General features: G+C 35.9%; 11 protein-coding genes and 2 pseudogenes. All 13 read left to right on the forward strand.

Going from position 1 to position 18,175, the window contains the following annotated elements:
* On the forward strand, window positions 1-736 hold a 736-nt coding region (locus SA378_RS03430), incomplete at its 5' end, for a polysaccharide deacetylase (RefSeq protein WP_318524587.1).
* Window positions 736-2,133 carry an argininosuccinate lyase gene (gene argH / locus SA378_RS03435; protein ID WP_318524588.1) on the forward strand — a complete coding sequence of 466 codons (1,398 nt, stop codon included), beginning with the start codon at window positions 736-738 and terminating at the stop codon, window positions 2,131-2,133. The genes SA378_RS03430 and argH, both read left to right, overlap by 1 nt.
* A 100-nt stretch (window positions 2,134-2,233) precedes the next feature.
* Window positions 2,234-3,610, forward strand: coding sequence for a class II fumarate hydratase (gene fumC, locus SA378_RS03440; protein ID WP_318524589.1), 1,377 nt, complete (start codon window positions 2,234-2,236; stop codon window positions 3,608-3,610).
* 640 nt (window positions 3,611-4,250) lie between these two features.
* A pseudogene (gene gltB, locus SA378_RS03445) lies at window positions 4,251-8,848 on the forward strand (glutamate synthase large subunit).
* Between the two features lie 29 nt (window positions 8,849-8,877).
* On the forward strand, window positions 8,878-10,362 hold the full coding sequence (locus SA378_RS03450) for a glutamate synthase subunit beta (RefSeq protein ID WP_318524590.1): 1,485 nt from the start codon (window positions 8,878-8,880) through the stop codon (window positions 10,360-10,362).
* A gap of 247 nt (window positions 10,363-10,609) precedes the next feature.
* Window positions 10,610-11,503 (forward strand): sensor histidine kinase, encoded by an 894-nt coding sequence (locus SA378_RS03455; protein WP_318524591.1) that lies wholly within the window; start codon window positions 10,610-10,612, stop codon window positions 11,501-11,503.
* Between the two features lie 272 nt (window positions 11,504-11,775).
* Window positions 11,776-12,354: a xanthine phosphoribosyltransferase gene (locus SA378_RS03460; protein ID WP_318524592.1), complete on the forward strand. Its 579-nt coding sequence runs from the start codon at window positions 11,776-11,778 to the stop codon at window positions 12,352-12,354.
* An 11-nt stretch (window positions 12,355-12,365) separates the two neighbouring features.
* Complete coding sequence (locus SA378_RS03465) at window positions 12,366-12,845, forward strand: methylated-DNA--[protein]-cysteine S-methyltransferase (RefSeq protein WP_318524593.1); 480 nt, start codon at window positions 12,366-12,368, stop codon at window positions 12,843-12,845.
* A 125-nt stretch (window positions 12,846-12,970) separates the two neighbouring features.
* Window positions 12,971-13,756 carry a zinc dependent phospholipase C family protein gene (locus SA378_RS03470; RefSeq protein WP_318524594.1) on the forward strand — a complete coding sequence of 262 codons (786 nt, stop codon included), beginning with the start codon at window positions 12,971-12,973 and terminating at the stop codon, window positions 13,754-13,756.
* Window positions 13,757-13,791: 35 nt separating this feature from the next.
* Entirely contained in the window at window positions 13,792-15,039 is a 1,248-nt protein-coding gene (locus tag SA378_RS03475; RefSeq protein ID WP_318524595.1) for an MFS transporter, read from the forward strand.
* Window positions 15,040-15,138: 99 nt separating this feature from the next.
* Window positions 15,139-16,451 (forward strand): annotated as a pseudogene (gene amrA / locus SA378_RS03480) (AmmeMemoRadiSam system protein A).
* Window positions 16,448-17,278, forward strand: a complete 831-nt coding sequence (gene amrS, locus SA378_RS03485; protein WP_318524597.1) for an AmmeMemoRadiSam system radical SAM enzyme — start codon at window positions 16,448-16,450, stop codon at window positions 17,276-17,278. Before amrA ends, amrS begins: the two are co-directional and overlap by 4 nt.
* A 250-nt stretch (window positions 17,279-17,528) precedes the next feature.
* Window positions 17,529-18,175 (forward strand): DUF368 domain-containing protein (locus SA378_RS03490; RefSeq protein ID WP_318524598.1); only part of this gene is annotated, 647 nt, incomplete at its 3' end.

An 18,175-nucleotide genomic window follows, 5' to 3' on the forward strand; every position in this document is an offset into this window, starting at 1 on the left:
AACATGCAAGGATAAGCCGAAAACACTGTCAATGGGGCAGTATGGAATGACAAACGGATTAGAGCGTGTACTGGATGTTCTTGACCGGAAAAATATTAAGGCAACGTTTTTTGTTCCCGGTAAAGTGGCGGAAATATATGAAAGCCATATCAGAAATATTGTTTCGCGAGGTCATGAGATAGCGTGCAGCGGCTATGATTACATTAATTTTGGACTTGTAGGCGAAGATAAGCAAAAGCAGGATATAATGCAGGGGGTAAGGTCCCTTGAAAAAATAATCGGTAAAAAGCCTCTTGGATTCAGAGCTCCAGTAGGGGAGCTTACGATGGATACGTTGCGTATAGCACGGAGCTGCGGAATGAAATATTCCAGTGATTTGTCCGATGATGACAGGCCGTATTCCATGGACCTGGGAAATGGCATGTCTGTTCTTCAAATACCTGTGCATTGGGCTTTGTATGATTTGCCGTATTTTGCATTTAACTATACTCCGGCATTTCCAGTAGGCCAGGGAAGGATAGCAAACTATTCGGGGGTACTGCACAACTGGAAGGAGGAATTTGAAGGCTTTTATAATTACGGCTTATGCTACGTGCTTCAGCTTGAGCCTCAGACTATAGGGAACCCTGCCAGGATTAAAATATTGGAAGATATATTAGAGTATATTGGAGAAAAGGGCAATGTGTGGTATGCCACCGGTGAAGAAATGTACAAATATATGGAGGAAATTAAATAATGGCAAATTTATGGAGCGGAAGATTTGAAAAGGGCATGGATGAAATTGTTGAAAAATTCAATGCATCCATAACCTTTGACAACAGGCTTTACGCCTGTGATATAAGGGGGAGCATAGCTCATGTTAGGATGCTTGCAAGGCAGGGAATTGTAACGGAGGATGAAAGTACTCAGATAATTGGTGCACTGGAGAAAATCAAAGAGGAGATAGAGTCTGGTAATGTTGCCTTCAGCGTTAAGCAGGAGGATATTCATATGGCTGTTGAGGGCATACTTATTGACATGCTTGGGAATACAGGCAAGAAGCTTCATACGGCAAGAAGCAGAAACGACCAGTGCCAGGTTGACGGAAGAATGTATCTTAAGGAGGAAATCCTTGTAATAAGGAACAATCTTATAAAGCTTGAGGAAGCATTGCTTGGAAAGGCTGAAAAATATGCGGATAAAATAACCGTAGGTTTTACCCACATGCAGCACGCTCAGCCAATAACTCTGGGATTTTATCTTATGGCTTATTTTCAGATGTTCAGAAGGGATATACAGAGATTAGAGGATGCTTATGAAAGAATGAACTATTGCCCATTGGGTTCATGTGCTTTGGCGGGGACAACTTTGCCCATAGACAGGCATATGACCGCAAAGGAGCTTGGCTTTACAGCGCCTACGGAAAATGCCATGGACGGTGTAAGCGATAGGGACTACATTCTTGAATTTCTCAGTGCGGCTTCGATTTCAATGATGCATATAAGCAGGATGGCAGAGGAGTTTGTTTGGTGGAATTCACAGGAATTCAGCTATATTGCCATTGATGACAGCTTCTGCACTGGAAGCAGCATTATGCCGCAGAAGAAAAATCCCGATATGGCGGAGTTGCTGAGAGGCAAGGTGGGGAGAGTTTATGGTGATATGGTCCAGATGTTTACGGTAATGAAGGGCACACCCCTTGCATACAACAAGGATTTTCAGGAGGATAAGGAAGGCATGTTCGATGCTGTCGATACCTGGCGTGATTCTCTGGCCATACTAGCAGGCATGATTGAAAAAACAGAGTTCAGGCTTGATATGATAGAAAAACAGTTTAACAGGGGATTTTTAAATGCCACTGACATTGCTGAACATTTTGTTAAGCTGGGATTTCCCTTCAGGCAGGCACATGAGGTTGTAGGCAAAATGGTGAAATATTGCGAGCATCATAACTGTGATTTTGACGCTATTAAGAAAGATGATTTTAAAACAATAGATCCATGGCTTTCTGCTGATAAGCTCCCGGATTTGAGTATAAGGGCCTGCGTGGAGGCAAGGACTTCCTTTGGGGGTACGGCACCTTCGGAGGTAAGGAGGCAGATTTTCGAAGGCCAAAAATGGATTGACGGAATTAAGAACAAAAGGTATTGTTAACTGTAGAGGGCTATATTGGAGGAGTGGTTATTGCCATTCCTTTTTCAAAATATTAGAATAAAATTACCGCAGGAGGAGTTAGCGGCGAAATGGAGGTAACATGGAATACAGAATAGAAAGGGACACCATGGGTGAGGTGCGTGTCCCGGCAGACAAATATTGGGGCGCTCAAACTGAAAGAAGCCTGGAGAATTTTAAAATCGGCGGAAAAATGCCGTGTGAAATAATTATGGCCTTTGCGCTACTTAAAAAGGCTGCGGCCCTGACCAATGAAGCTCTAGAAATGCTGGATAAGGACAGGGCACGGCTTATTGCCAGTGTCTGCGATGAAATACTGGATGGGAAGCTTGAGGGAAATTTTCCTCTTGTGGTTTATCAGACAGGAAGCGGAACACAGTCTAATATGAATGTTAATGAGGTAATAGCCAACAGAGGCAATGAAATTGCCGGGGAGAAACTGCTTCATCCCAATGACCACGTTAATAAATCACAGAGCTCTAATGATACCTTCCCTACAGCTATGCATATAGCGGCCTGCCTAATATTGCGAGACGTGCTTTTTCCGGCTATGGACAGGATGGCTGAAACACTTTACAGGCTTGAGCAAGAGAATGCGGATGTAATTAAAACAGGAAGGACACACCTTCAAGACGCCGTGCCCATTACCCTAGGTCAGGAAATAAGCGGATGGAGCTCCATGCTTGCTCACAGCAGGCAAATGCTTGAAATGTCTATGAAAGGAATGAAGGAGCTGGCCTTGGGGGGGACAGCCGTAGGAACCGGGCTGAATTCTCATAAGGATTTCGGTAAAAAAGCCGCGGGAAAAATAGGTGAGCTTACAGGAATAGATTTTGTTACTGCGGAAAATAAATTTCACAGTCTTTCATCTAAGGATGCCATGGTATTTTCCCACGGCGCCCTTAAGGCTCTGGCTGTAGATATGATGAAAATCGCCAATGATGTAAGATGGCTGGCCAGCGGGCCCAGATGTGGCCTGGGAGAAATTTTTATTCCTTCAAATGAACCTGGAAGCTCAATAATGCCAGGAAAGGTGAATCCCACTCAGTGCGAAGCCGTAACCATGGTGAGCGTCAGGGTTATGGGCAATGATACTGTTATGGGTATTGCCGCGTCACAGGGTAATTTCGAGCTGAATGTTTTTATGCCGGTAATGATTTCCGCATATATAGAATCTGCCAGTCTGCTTGCATCCTCCATGGAGTCCTTTAATAAAAACTGTATGGCAGGCCTAAAGCCAAACCTTGAAAGGCTTAAGGAAAACAGCAGGAAATCACTGATGCTGGTTACGGCCCTTAACCCATACATAGGCTATGAAAAAGCAGCCATGGTTGCAAAGTATGCTTACGAGAATGACATATCCTTGCCGGAAGCCGGGATTAAGCTGGGCTTTTTCGATGAACTGCAGTATTCCAAATGGGTGGACCCGCAAAAATTAACAGGCCCTCTTCAGCAGTAAACTGGTACATGTAATATATCCTTGTAGCTATGCTTTTTTTAATATTAGTCCTTTTGCAACAACTTTAGGAAAATTGCATGATAAATATTAAACTATTTAAAAAAAATTTTTTTTCAATTTAAATTTCAAAATCTATATCCATATTTGTATAAAATAATTAAATTTTAGATGTTTTTATTTTGTTGATTCTCCATTAATCATCAAAAAAACCGATTGGGATTATATCCTAATCGGTTTTTTCATATAAGAGGAAGGTTCTCTTCCCTAGCGGAGTTGCGGAGCAACTTTTTTAATACTAGATTATGTCTATCAACTTTTTAAATATGCAATTATTATAATATATATTGTTATATAGAATTACTCTTAAAAATATGCAATATTAATATAGAATTGTTAAATTATGTTAAAATTTTATTTTAAAGAAAAGTTTAACGTCTTAAATATTACAAAAATGAAATAAAAGTCGATTTTCTAAACTTAAAATTGAAAATGCAAATGAAAAAGCGCCGAAAATATATATGTTACAATCTAAACTAAAAAAATGTTACATATTATTAAAATAATGCTTGTATGATTATAAAAAATCTACTATAATAGAAAACAATTTATAACCAAGATTAAAAAGATAGGGGAGATCATTATGAATAACTATGGAACACCTAAAAAGCAAGGTCTTTATGATCCCGCATTTGAACACGATGCATGTGGAATGGGATTTGTTGTTAATATAAATGGCGAAAAATCTTACGACATCGTTGATGATGCTTTAACAGTTTTGGAAAACATGAGCCACAGAGGAGCCAGCGGTTCAGATGAATCTGGAGATGGCGCTGGAATAACAGTTCAAATTCCTCATGACTTTTTCAAAAGAGAAAGTGAAGTTTTGGATTTTGAATTACCTGAAGAAGGAAACTATGGGGTAGGAATGATATTTGCCCATAAGTATGATAAGTTTAGAAGCATACAAATGAAAACTTTTACCGATATTGTTGCGGAAGAAGGACAAGAAGTTCTGGGCTGGAGAGATGTGCCTGTTGATGGTGCTATAATAGGAGATAAAGCTAAAGCTTCAATGCCAAGAATTATTCAAGTTTTTATTAAGAAGAATGACAACATAACAGATTATATGAATTTTGAAAGAAAGCTTTATGTAATTAGAAAAAGAGCAGAAAAAACCATTGGTCCTATGAGTGAACAAAATGGAGGAATATTTTATTTTGCAAGCCTTTCTTCTAAAACTTTAGTTTATAAAGGTATGCTTACATCTGAACAGCTTAGAAATTTCTATTTGGATCTTTCTGATCTTGAATTTAAATCTGCTTTGGCAATGATTCATTCAAGGTTCAGCACAAACACTTTTCCAAGCTGGGAACGTGCTCATCCTAACAGATTTTTAGTTCACAACGGAGAAATCAACACAATCAGGGGCAATGTTAACTGGATGAATGCAAGACAGAAAAGAATGACATCTCCTTATTTTGAAAACATTCACAAAGTATTTCCTATTATAGATGAATCAGGCAGTGACTCTTCTATGTTTGATAATTGCCTTGAGTTCTTATATTTAACAGGCAGATCTTTGCAGGAATCAATAATGATGATGATTCCGGAACCATGGGAAAAAATAAAGTGATGTCTAAGGAAAAGAGAGAATTTTATAAATTCAACAACTTCATGATGGAAGCTTGGGACGGGCCTGCCGCCATGGCATTCACTGACGGTGATATAATAGGAGGAATCCTAGACAGAAATGGTTTAAGACCTTCAAGGTATTATGTTACAAAGGATGACAGGGTTATATTAGCTTCAGAAGTTGGAGTAATTGATATAGATAATGATAAAATAAAATCCAAGGGACGTCTTGAGCCTGGAAAGATGCTTTTGATTGATACCAATGCTAAAAGAATAATCACAGATGATGAATTGAAAAAATATGTTTCAACTCTTCATCCATATGGTGAATGGAATAAAAAGCATGTAATAAATTTGAGCGATTTGCCGGTTGTATCAGAAAAAGGCAGTAAAATGAAGGACCTTTTACAACAGCAAAAAGCTTTTGGCTACACTTATGAAGACATTAATAAAAGCATTCAGCCAACAGCAATAGAAGGTGAGGAACCTGTAGGTTCAATGGGAATTGATTCACCTTTAGCGGTACTGTCTGAAAAACCACAAATGCTGTATTTGTACTTTAAACAACTTTTTGCTCAAGTTACAAATCCTCCTATAGATGCCATAAGGGAAGATATTATAACATCCACAAGCATGTGTCTAGGGGACAGCGGAAATTTAATAAATCCTAATGGAGACAATTCAGCAAGTTTGTTTTTGGACAATCCAATACTCACAAATGAACAGCTTAACACTATTAAGAATTTAAATAATGATAATTTAAGAGTTGCTACTATTTCAATAATTTACAAAGTGTCTGAAGGGCCAAAAGCAATGGAAAAAGCTTTGGACAGAATATTTGCAGAAGCAGATACAGCTATCATTAGAGGTGCTAACATAATTTTGTTGTCAGACAGGGGAGTAAATAAGGATTTTGCAGCAGTTCCTGCACTCTTAGCTTCATCAGGACTTCATCAGTACCTTACAAGAATGGAGAAAAGGACAAATATAGGAATTGTGTTAGAATCAGGAGAACCAAGAGAAGTTCATCATTTCTGTACCCTTATAGGTTTTGGAGTAACTGCAATAAACCCTTATTTGGCATTTGAATCTATTAGGGATCTTGCTGAAAACGGAGCTTTAAATAATCTCAGTTACGAAGAAGGTAAAAATAATTATATAAAAGCAATGGTAAAAGGAATTTTAAAAGTTATTTCTAAAATGGGAATTTCTACAATCAGGAGTTATCATGGTGCTCAAATATTTGAAGCAGTAGGGATTAAAAAAGAAGTAATTGAAAAATATTTTACTAAGACACCATCAAGGCTGGAAGGAATCGGTCTTGAAGAAATTGCAATTGAAAATCAAATGAGGCATGAAAGTGCATATGATGAAAATTCACCATATACAGATACTCTTGAAGTTGGCGGATATTTTCAGTGTCTTGATGAAGGCGAAGTTCACATGTATAATCCTGAAACCATATATATGCTGCAAAAATCATGCAGAGAAGGAAATTACAATTTATACAAACAATATTCTGAAAAAATTAATGAAGAAAAAATATATACATTAAGAAACCTCCTTGATTTTAACTATAATCACAAAGAAGCTATTCCTATAGAGGAAGTAGAATCTGTTGATTCAATTGTTAAAAAATTTAAAACCGGAGCGATGTCATATGGTTCTTTAAGCAAGGAAGCCCATGAATGCCTTGCCGTTGCCATGAACAGATTAGGAGGCAAAAGCAACACAGGAGAAGGCGGAGAAGATTCTGAAAGATTTAAAATATTGGAGAATGGCGATAGTAAAAACAGTGCAATTAAACAAGTTGCTTCAGGTCGTTTTGGTGTAACCAGCAACTATTTAGTAAATGCAAGAGAAATACAAATTAAAATGGCACAGGGAGCTAAGCCTGGTGAAGGCGGACAACTTCCGGGATTAAAAGTGTATCCTGAAATTGCAAGGGTAAGACATTCAACACCTGGAGTAACTTTAATATCACCTCCTCCTCATCATGACATATATTCTATAGAAGATATTGGAGAACTTATTCATGATTTAAAAAATGCCAACAGGTATGCAAGGATAAATGTAAAATTGGTATCAGAATCTGGTGTAGGAACAGTAGCTGCAGGACTTGCTAAGGGAAAGGCAGATGTTATCCTCATAAGCGGGTATGACGGAGGTACTGGTGCTGCTTCAAGAACAAGCATAAGAAATACAGGACTCCCATGGGAACTTGGACTAGCTGAAGCTCATCAAACTCTTGTGCTGAATAATTTAAGAGATAGAGTTGCTCTTGAAACTGATGGGAAACTATTGTCGGGCAGAGATATTGCAATAGCAGCTATGTTAGGAGCAGAAGAATTCGGTTTTGCTACCACACCTCTTATTGTATTGGGCTGCGTAATGATGAGGGTTTGTAGCCTTAACACATGTCCCGTTGGTGTTGCTACGCAGGATGAAAGACTTAGGAAAAATTTCTCTGGTAAACCAGAATATGTTGAAAACTTCATGCGTTTTATGGCTAGAGAACTGAGAGAGATAATGGCTCAGTTAGGTTTCAGAACATTAAAGGAAATGGTTGGACGCACGGATAAATTAAAACAAAAGGATGATATAAGCAATTGGAAGGCAAAAACTTTAGATATGTCACAAATATTATATCAGCCGTTTGCAGGAGCAGAAGTAGGAAGATATAATACTCAGACACAAAACCATATGCTGGACAAGTCTTTGGATATGAAAAAACTTCTTAAAATGGTTAAACCTGCTTTGGAAAACCAAAAACCAATTCGTGTGAAATTAAAAATTAAAAACACAGACAGAGTTGTTGGAACAATAATTGGAAGTGAAATTTCAAAACAATATGGAGAAAACGGACTTAAGGATGATACTATAAATTTGACATTTGTAGGTACTGCCGGACAAAGCTTTGGTGCATTTATTCCTAAAGGAATGACGCTTGAATTAGAAGGTGATTCTAACGACTACATTGGCAAGGGTTTATCCGGTGGTAAAATTATAGTTTATCCTCCTAAAGATTCCGACATAGTGCCTGAGAACAACATAATTATAGGAAATGCTACTTTTTATGGAGCTACATCAGGGGAAGCCTATATCAGCGGTAAAGCTGGAGAGAGATTCTGCATAAGAAACAGCGGTATGAATGCAGTTATAGAAGGTGTAGGCGATCACGGCTGTGAATATATGACCGGAGGAAAAGTTGTAATACTTGGAAAAACAGGCAGGAACTTTGCAGCTGGAATGTCAGGCGGTGTAGTATATGTATTAGACTTTGATGAAAATTGTTTAAACAGCTCAATAACCAATACTGAGGCCATAACTTCTGAAAAGGAAATGGATGAAATAAAGGAAATGATTCAGAAACATGTGAATTATACTGACAGTCAGCAAGGAAAAAGAATTCTTCACAATTGGGAAAGTTATTCTCACATATTTACTAAAATAATTCCTGTCGAGTATAAACATATGATGGAAAACATTGAAAAAGCATATAGTTTAGGACTAAAAGGACATGAAGCATTAAGCTATGCATTCGATGAAAGATACAGCAATGTTGATAAAGATAATAATACTAAAAAAGAAAATGCTGCAAAGTAGTCATACATCAAGGATAGGAGGTTCAATAAATGGGAAAAACTACCGGATTTTTAGAATTTGAAAGAACAGAGCATAAAAAACGAAATCCAAGAGATAGAATAAAAGACTGGAATGAAATAAAATTGCCGATGGATACAGAAGAATTGAAAAACCAGGGAGCAAGGTGCATGAACTGTGGAATTCCATTCTGTCAGGGAGGTGTGGTTTTAAATGGCATGGTGGCTGGATGCCCCATGCACAATTTAATACCTGAATGGAATGATTTGGTTTATAAAGGTCAATGGGAACTTGCTTACAAAACACTGACAAGAACAAATCCGTTTCCTGAATTCACAGGGAGAGTATGTCCGGCACCTTGTGAAGGATCATGTACAGAAGGTCATATTTTAGATCCTGTTGCAATTCATGACATAGAATACGAAATAATTGAAAAAGCTTTTAAAGAAGGCTGGGTAAAAGTAAGAAAACCCAAAGAAACCGGGAAAAAAGTCGTTGTTGTTGGTTCAGGACCATCAGGATTGTCAGCTGCGTATTATTTAAATGCAGTAGGTCATGATGTTACGGTTTACGAAAGAGAAGATAGACCAGGCGGACTGATGATGTACGGTATACCAAATATGAAGCTGGATAAAAAAATAGTTGAGAGACGTATTGATTTAATGAAAAAATCCGGAATTAAATTCGTGTTAAATGTAGAAGTAGGTACTGATATTACAACCAATGAATTGCTTGACAGAAATGATGCGGTTGTACTTTGCGGCGGAGCTAAAAAAGCAAGAGGGTTGGAAGTTGAAGGCAAAGATTTGAAAGGCGTTTACCCTGCTATTGAATTTCTAACCAACAGCACTAAAAATGTTTTGAAAATAAACAAGGAATCAGTTGAATCATTAAATGCCAAGGGTAAAAATGTAATTGTAATTGGCGGAGGAGACACGGGAACTGATTGTGTGGGAACATCTATGCGACAAGGCTGCAAAAGTGTGTTCCAGTTTGAAATAATGCCGGAACCTCCTCATGAAAGAAATGACGAATCAAATCCATGGCCTGAATGGCCTAAAAAGCTAAAAGTAGATTATGGTCAGGAAGAAGCTATAAGCCTTTACAAAAAGGATCCAAGAAACTATAACATTGCTACTAAAAAAATAGTTGGAAATGAGAACGGTGAAGTTAAAGAAGTTCATACAGTTGAAGTTAATTGGGTGAAGGATGAATCGGGAAGATTTATACCTAAAGAAATTCCCGGTTCTGAAAAAATCTGGAAGGCAGAACTTGTTATTATAGCCATGGGATTTTTAGGACCTGAAGATACAGTCATAGATGAACTTAAACTGGAAAGAGATTCAAGAAGCAACATAAAAGCTGAATATGGCTTTTTCAAAACAAATGTTGAGAAATTATTTGCAGCAGGTGATATGAGAAGAGGTCAAAGTTTAGTGGTTTGGGCTATTCAAGAAGGAAAACTTGCAGCAAGAGAAGTTGACAAATATCTTATGGGTAAAAGTGTAATAAAATAAAACCTAATTCATGCCTATGTATGAATTCGTAAATCAAGGAAACAATGGGATCAGTTATTACCATTGTTTTCTTTTTTTTAAGAATTGTACCCCAATTTGTTGTTTGATTTCGACAAAATCAGCACAATTTTATTTAAAATATACTTAAGTATTTAATTTTTAGATAAATATGTGTTTTAACTTTTGGAAACTTGGTATATATGAAACAAACACAAGAAAAATTTACGAAAGGGGGACTGTTTGGTTTATGCAAAATTCAAAAGAAGTCATAGTGATACCTTTTTTACCTAATTTGAAAAATGAAGATGCTAAAGCAAATACAACTAGTATTGCTTCGGGCGATAGTGAGTTTAATGTGAATAGTTTATTTGTACGTGACGAGGAAATTAAGGATGAATTTATTTTGAGCTTGTATGATGAATTAATAATACCCATAGATGTTATATATGGGGCGGCCCAACTTATGGAGATGTATCAAAAATACATTTTTGGTAATGATGAAAAAACTGATAAAAGTATTAATTCAATGAAGCAAAATTGCTTAAGGCTAACTAGACTGATAAATAATTTATTGGATTTAACGAGAATTGAAGCAAATCAATATAGTTTGAACTTAAGTAATGTGAATATTGTAGAAGTTGTTGAAAGTATTGTTTTTAACAGTTCCTTCATAATTAATGAGAGACAGCTGAATGTCATTTTTGATTCTAATGTAGAAGAAAAAGTGATTTTATGCGATGCGGAAAAAATCGAAAGAGTTGTTTTACACATTCTTTCAGAAACAATTAAGTTATCGAAACCAGGTGAAACTATAATTGTGCGTGTAAATTCTAAAGATTATAGCGTGGAAATAGCAGTATCTAATGAAGACAAAAAAATAAATGAAAAAGACAAATTGAATGATACATATGCTAAAGCAAATAAAATTGATTTTCTTTTGTTTAAATCAATCGTTGAACTGCACGGAGGGTTACTTGATAATAAGGTCAATGAAGAAAATAAAATTACAATTGAACTTCCTTGCAATAATAATGATTCGATTTATTTTTTAAACTATAAAAAAAGTGATTTAAATCATGAAAATTTACTTGCTACAATAAACATTGAACTTTCAGATTTAATTAATATGGGATGGAAATAATAGGCATTGCCTATTATTTTTTTATATAATAGGAAAGTTTTCTTCCTATTATATAAAAAACGAGGATTGCAAAGGACGGGACGTCCTTGCCGTCAAGGGGGGGTGCTCAGCAAAAATGCGAATGCAGTTTTGCGCCGAAGGGGGACATAGGTCCCCCTAGCGGAGTTGAGGAGCAACTTTTTTAAAATAAAATGAAGTGTTGATATTTTATATTCTTTATTATATTATATTAGAAATACATATAATATGAATTAGGAAGATAAGGTATAGATATGGATAAACTAAAAGAAATGATAATAGAAAAAGGTGAGATTAGAGAAGGAAACATACTAAAAGTGGACAGCTTTCTTAATCATCAGCTTGATACACAGTTTCTTTATGAGATGGGCGAAGAAATGTACAGGCTCTTTAAAGATCAAGAAATAACAAAAATCCTAACTATCGAAGTAAGCGGAATTGCTATAGCAATAATGGCAGCATTGGTTTTCAAAGTGCCGGTAGTTTTTGCAAAGAAAACTGAAAGTTTAAATTTAGATAAAGATGTATATGTAGGGAAAGTTTTTTCATATACTAAAAATAAAGAATACAACATTATGATAAGCAAGAAATATTTAAATTCAAATGACAAGCTTCTCATAATCGATGATTTTCTTGCAGAAGGAAATGCAATGAAAGGTCTTATCGATATGGCAAAGCAAAGCAATGCCGAAGTTAAAGGTATAGGAATTGCCATAGAGAAAGGATTTCAAAAAGGCGGGAAGATTCTTAGAGAAGAAGGTTACAACCTTAAAAGCCTTGCAATAGTAGATGAAATGAAAAATGGGAGCATTACTTTCAGAGAAGTTGATTAAGGGGGTGTATTTTGAAAAATGTATTTGTTTACAATACAATAATTGGTCAGGTTGCAGTTATAGACAACGGTATTGAAATAACAAATATGGATTTTGCAGATAATTTCAATATTGCTAATATGAATGTGTGTGAAACAAAACTCATCAACAATGCAGCTAATCAATTAAATGAATACTTAAATGGTACACGAACAGCATTTGATTTACCTCTAAATCCAGAAGGCACAGAATTCCAAAAAAAAGTTTGGACAGCACTTTGCAAAATTCCATATGCAGAGACAAGAAGTTACAAACAAATTGCTGAAGCAGTTGGAAATCCAAAAGCTTTTCGTGCTGTTGGGATGGCAAACAACAAAAATCCAATTATTATTTTCATTCCATGTCACAGAGTTATTGGTTCAAATGGCAGCTTGGTAGGTTATGCCGGTGGTTTGGATATGAAAGAAAAACTTCTAGCTTTGGAAAAAGAAAAAGGAATAACGGCGTCTTAATGGACTCTTCGTCATCAAGAGGAGATATAGATAAATTCTATATCTTCTTTTTGATTTACGTGGCATAACTTTTGTGATATTATTGTATTGATAATTAATCAATGAATGAATGGATGGAGGGGAATATGCCAACTACTTATGCTCATTATACATTTGGCAAAGAAGTTTTAAATACATTAGATGAAGACTTGAAAAAAATAATTGATGAAAATATTGATTTGTTTAACATTGGTCTTCACGGACCGGACATTTTATTCTATTATGAACCTTTAAAATCCAATGATATAAGCAAAATAGGACATGAAATACACAGCAGAAATGCAGATGCTTTTTTTGAAAGATCTAAAGAAATCATAAATAATTGTGATTGTTCGGATGCTGCATGTGCATATATTATGGGATTTATATGCCATTATATGCTTGACAGCGAGTGCCATCCATATATAAATCAAAAAGAAAACGGACTTTCTCACAGTGAAATAGAAACAGAATTTGATAGAGCGTTGATGATAAAAAATAATTTAAACCCTTTAGTTTTTAAACCAACTGCTCACATTATTCCAAAAGAAGATTATGCACAGTGCATTTCAATGTTTTTTGAGCGTACCGACAAGGATAAAATATTGAAAGCATTAAAATCTATGAAATTTTATTTAAACCTTCTGGTTGCACCAGGACGCATAAAAAGATCTCTTCTTATCGCAGCGCTTAAAATTTCAGGCAATTACGAAGGCATGATTGGACTAATAATGAAATATGAGCCGGAAGAAGCAAGCAAGGCAATAAGTGAAAATTTAATGAACTTATATAATAAAGCTGTTGAGCCAACAGGTACATTGATAAATGAATACTATAAGAACATAAAAAAAGATGAACAAATTAATGAGCGTTTTAATAGAAATTTTGAATAGGTTTATAAAAATAAATAATTAGGATTGGTGTGGCTATGGGTAAATTTAGAAATAAATTAACAAAGCTTGAAAAGTATTGGATTTTATATGATGTTGGAAATTCAGCCTTCATCATGCTCGTATCAACCATTATACCGATTTATTTTAAAAACATTGCGCAGTCAAACGGTGTCTCTGCAGCAAATTCTACTGCTTATTGGGGTTATGCGATTTCAATTTCTACGTTGATTGTAGCAGTATTAGGACCTATATTAGGAACTTTGGCAGATACAAAGGGATATAAAAGACCTTTGTTCACCTTGTTTTTAATGCTAGGAGTGCTTGGATGTGCTTCTTTATCCCTTCCGTTATCATGGATTGTTTTTCTCGCTGTATTCATAGTGGCGAAGGTAGGAGTTTCCGGAAGTCTTATTTTTTATGATGCAATGCTTCCTGATGTAACAAGTGATGAAAGAATGGACTTGTTATCTTCACTTGGATACGCGTGGGGTTATATTGGAAGTTGCGTTCCTTTTGTAGCAAGCTTGCTGTTAATATTGTCTGCCGAAAAGCTGTCAATAACTTCATCCTTTGCAACGGGCATAGCATTTGTGTTGAATGCGATGTGGTGGCTATTAATCACAATTCCTCTTCTTAAAAATTATAAACAATTGCATTATGTGGAAGTAAAAAGCAATGCATTAAGCAATGCATTTAAAAGACTTGGGAGAACATTTAAGGATATTAAAAAAGAAAAAGAAATTTTTACATTTCTGCTTGCTTTCTTCTTTTATATAGACGGAGTTTATACTATTATTGAGATGGCTACATCTTATGGAAAAGATGTTGGCATTAGCGACAATAATTTATTGTTTGCCCTTTTATTGACACAAGTTGTAGCGTTTCCTTTTGCTATTCTTTTCGGAAAATTGTCTAAAAAATTCAAGACAGAGAATTTAATAGGATTTAGCATTGCAGGATATTTCTTAATTGCAATTTTTGCTCTGCAGCTTGACAAAGCGTGGGAATTTTGGTTCTTGGCTGTTTGTGTTGCCATGTTCCAGGGAGCCATACAAGCTCTTTCACGTTCATATTTTGCAAAAATAATACCTAAGGAAAAGTCCAGTGAATATTTCGGTTTCTTTGATATTTTCGGAAAAGGTGCATCGTTTACCGGAACAATGCTCATGGGAATAACTACTCAATTGAGCGGCAATTCCAAAACCGGCGTAGCATTCATAAGCTTAATGTTCATCGTAGGATTTTTAATATTCAAAAAAGCATCAAAAATGCAAAAAAAATAAATTTTACTTTTATGAAGGAGTGATAAAGTGCCAATAATAAAAACGTTTATTGTTCCTCATCCTCCGCTGATTGTTCCTAAAATAGGCGGCGGACAAGAGATGAAAATTCAAAAAACAATCGATGCTTATGAAAAAATTGCAAAGCTTATTGCAGAAATTAAACCGGATACCATTGTATTAACTACTCCTCATTCAATAATGTATTCAGATTATATTCACATATCTCCGGGAAGAGGAGCCAAGGGAAATTTCAGAGAATTTGGACAAGAACAAGTGAGCATTGAAGTTGAATATGACACGGATTTTATTAAAAAATTATCCACACTGGCAGAAGAAAATAATATTCCTGCCGGAACATGGGGAGAAAAAAATAAGTCATTAGACCATGGAACGATGGTCCCTCTGTATTTTGTAAACAAATATTACAATGATTATAAGCTTGTGCGTATATCCATATCAGGGCTGTCATACATAGAACATTACCGCTTTGGAAAATGCATAGGTGAGGCAGCTGATGAAAGTGATAAGAAAATTGTATTTATAGCAAGCGGAGATTTGTCCCATATGTTAAAAGAAGAAGGCCCTTACGGATACAAAGAAGAAGGTGTAATTTTTGACCGCGAAATTACCGCTGCTATGAAAAAAGGCGATTTTTTAGAATTTCTTAAATTTGATGAAGAATTTTGCGAATCAGCTGCAGAGTGCGGACTGAGGTCATTTATAATAATGGCAGGCGCTCTTGACGGAAAATCTGTAGAGTCAGAACTTTTATCATACGAAGGACCATTTGGAGTTGGTTATGCTGTATCAGAATACACTTTAATTGCCAATGACAAAACAAGACATTTTGATGAAACGTACAAAACAAACGAACAAAATCGCATTGATGCACTAAAAAATGAAGAAGACAGCTATGTACGGCTTGCTCGGCAATCACTTGAAAGCTACGTAATAAAACATAAAAGAATTAAAAAAACTCAAGAATTGGATGCTGACTTATTGAAAAAACGTTCAGGTGTGTTTGTATCATTAAAAATGGATGGGCAGCTTCGAGGATGCATTGGCACAATAACACCTACAACTGACTGCATAGCTGATGAAATTATACAAAATGCCATAAGTGCAGGAGCTGAGGATCCTCGCTTTTATCCTGTAACTGAGGAAGAATTGCCTCGAATTGTTTACAGCGTTGATGTTCTGGGAGAAGCAGAGCCAATTAATTCAATGGATGAATTAAATCCTGTGCGTTACGGTGTTATTGTTGAAAAGGCGGCAGGAGAGGACTATTGCTTCCAAACCTTGAAGGCGTAACCACCTCTGAAGAGCAGGTTTCAATTGCTCTTAAAAAAGCCGGTATTTCACCGGATGAAAATTATTCAATGGAGAGATTTGAGGTGGTGAGACACAAATGAGCAATATAGTTTGCAATGTTTGTCCCCATCATTGCAATTTAGATGAAAATCGAATCGGATTATGCAAAGCCAGAAGCAATGTAAACGGGCGAATTATACCAATTAATTACGGGATGCTCACCAGCATTGCACTTGATCCAATAGAAAAAAAGCCTCTTAAGAATTTTTATCCCGGCAAAAAAATATTGTCTGTAGGTAGTTTTGGATGCAATCTAAAATGCCCATTTTGTCAAAATAATGAAATCTCTTTTGCATCAAAAGAAACTGCAAATGCACGCTATGTAAAACCGGAAGATTTAATCCATGCGGCCATTGATTTAGTACCAAGAGGTAACATTGGAATAGCATACACATACAATGAACCCCTTGTAGGATATGAATATGTGAGAGATTGTGCTGTGTTGGCAAGAAAGAACAATTTAAAAAATGTAGTTGTAACAAATGGCTGTTTTTGTAAGGAGCCTATTAAGGAACTGCTGCCATTCGTTGATGCTCTCAATATAGATCTTAAAGGTTTTACTGAAAAGTTTTATGATAAAATTGGAGGAGATTTAGAGACAGTTAAGCAATTCATTGCGTTCGCAGCAGAATTTAGCCATGTAGAAGTAACAACACTAATAATTCCGGACGAAAATGACAGCGAAGAGGAAATCCTCCATTTGTCAAAGTTTATAGCATCAATCAATCCAAACATCCCCCTTCATTTGTCACGCTTTTTCCCATGCTATAAAATGGAGGATAAAAGTGCAACAGAAGTGAGCAAAGTATACCATTTAGCAGAAATTGCCAGAGAATCACTTAAATATGTTTATGAAGGAAATTGCTAAATAAAAATATGTGCATTATATTTGACATATTGATATTTGTCAATATGTTCATGTGAAAAATTTATTAATAAAAAGGTCTCAAAAAGGACCGTCCCCAAGGGGTAAAAAGGTCTCAAAAAGGACCGTCCCCAAGGGGAAAAAAGGACCGTCCCCAAGGGGACCAAGGGGTTCCTAAAAGGATTGTCCTCAAGGGGTTCAAGGGGTTGTTTATAATTTAATATGGTGGTATAATTAACCAGAGGTGTGGACGATGAATTTTATATCTGGTTTTTTAAAAGGTTTGGCAATGGGGGCAGGAGCTATTGCTCCGGGAGTTAGCGGAGGAGCCTTAGCAGTAATATTTGGATTGTATGATAAAATTACTAATTTCATAGCACATATGAGCAAAGATTTTAAAGCGAATTTTGTGTATTTTATTCCTGTGGGAATTGGTGGTATCGTAGGAGTGCTTGCATTCAGCAGAATTATAGAATATTTGTTTAAATATCATGAAATTGTAGTCAGATATGCTTTTGTCGGACTTATGCTTGGGACTGTACCTTCTGTTATTAGACAAGCAAATAGGCGTGGGTACAAACAGAAATATCTTGTTCCATTCCTTATATCACTGTTTTTAACTTTGTTTCTAACATTTATGGAAAGCAATGCAGTAAATTCTATTAATAATGTGCAGACAAGTCCTCTCTATGTGATAATATACGGAGCGATAATTGGATTTGGTACTATAATTCCAGGTATAAGTGCATCCATAATACTAATGTATTTAGGAGCGTATGAATTTGTGATTGGAGCGATATCGAATTTACAAATATCAATGATTTTTTATATTGGAATTGGATTTGTTTTAAGCATTTTATTATTTGCTAAATTAATATCCTCTCTTTTTGACAAAGCATA

The sequence above is a fragment of the Sedimentibacter sp. genome (assembly GCF_033447055.1).
Lineage (GTDB): Bacteria > Bacillota > Clostridia > Tissierellales > Sedimentibacteraceae > Sedimentibacter.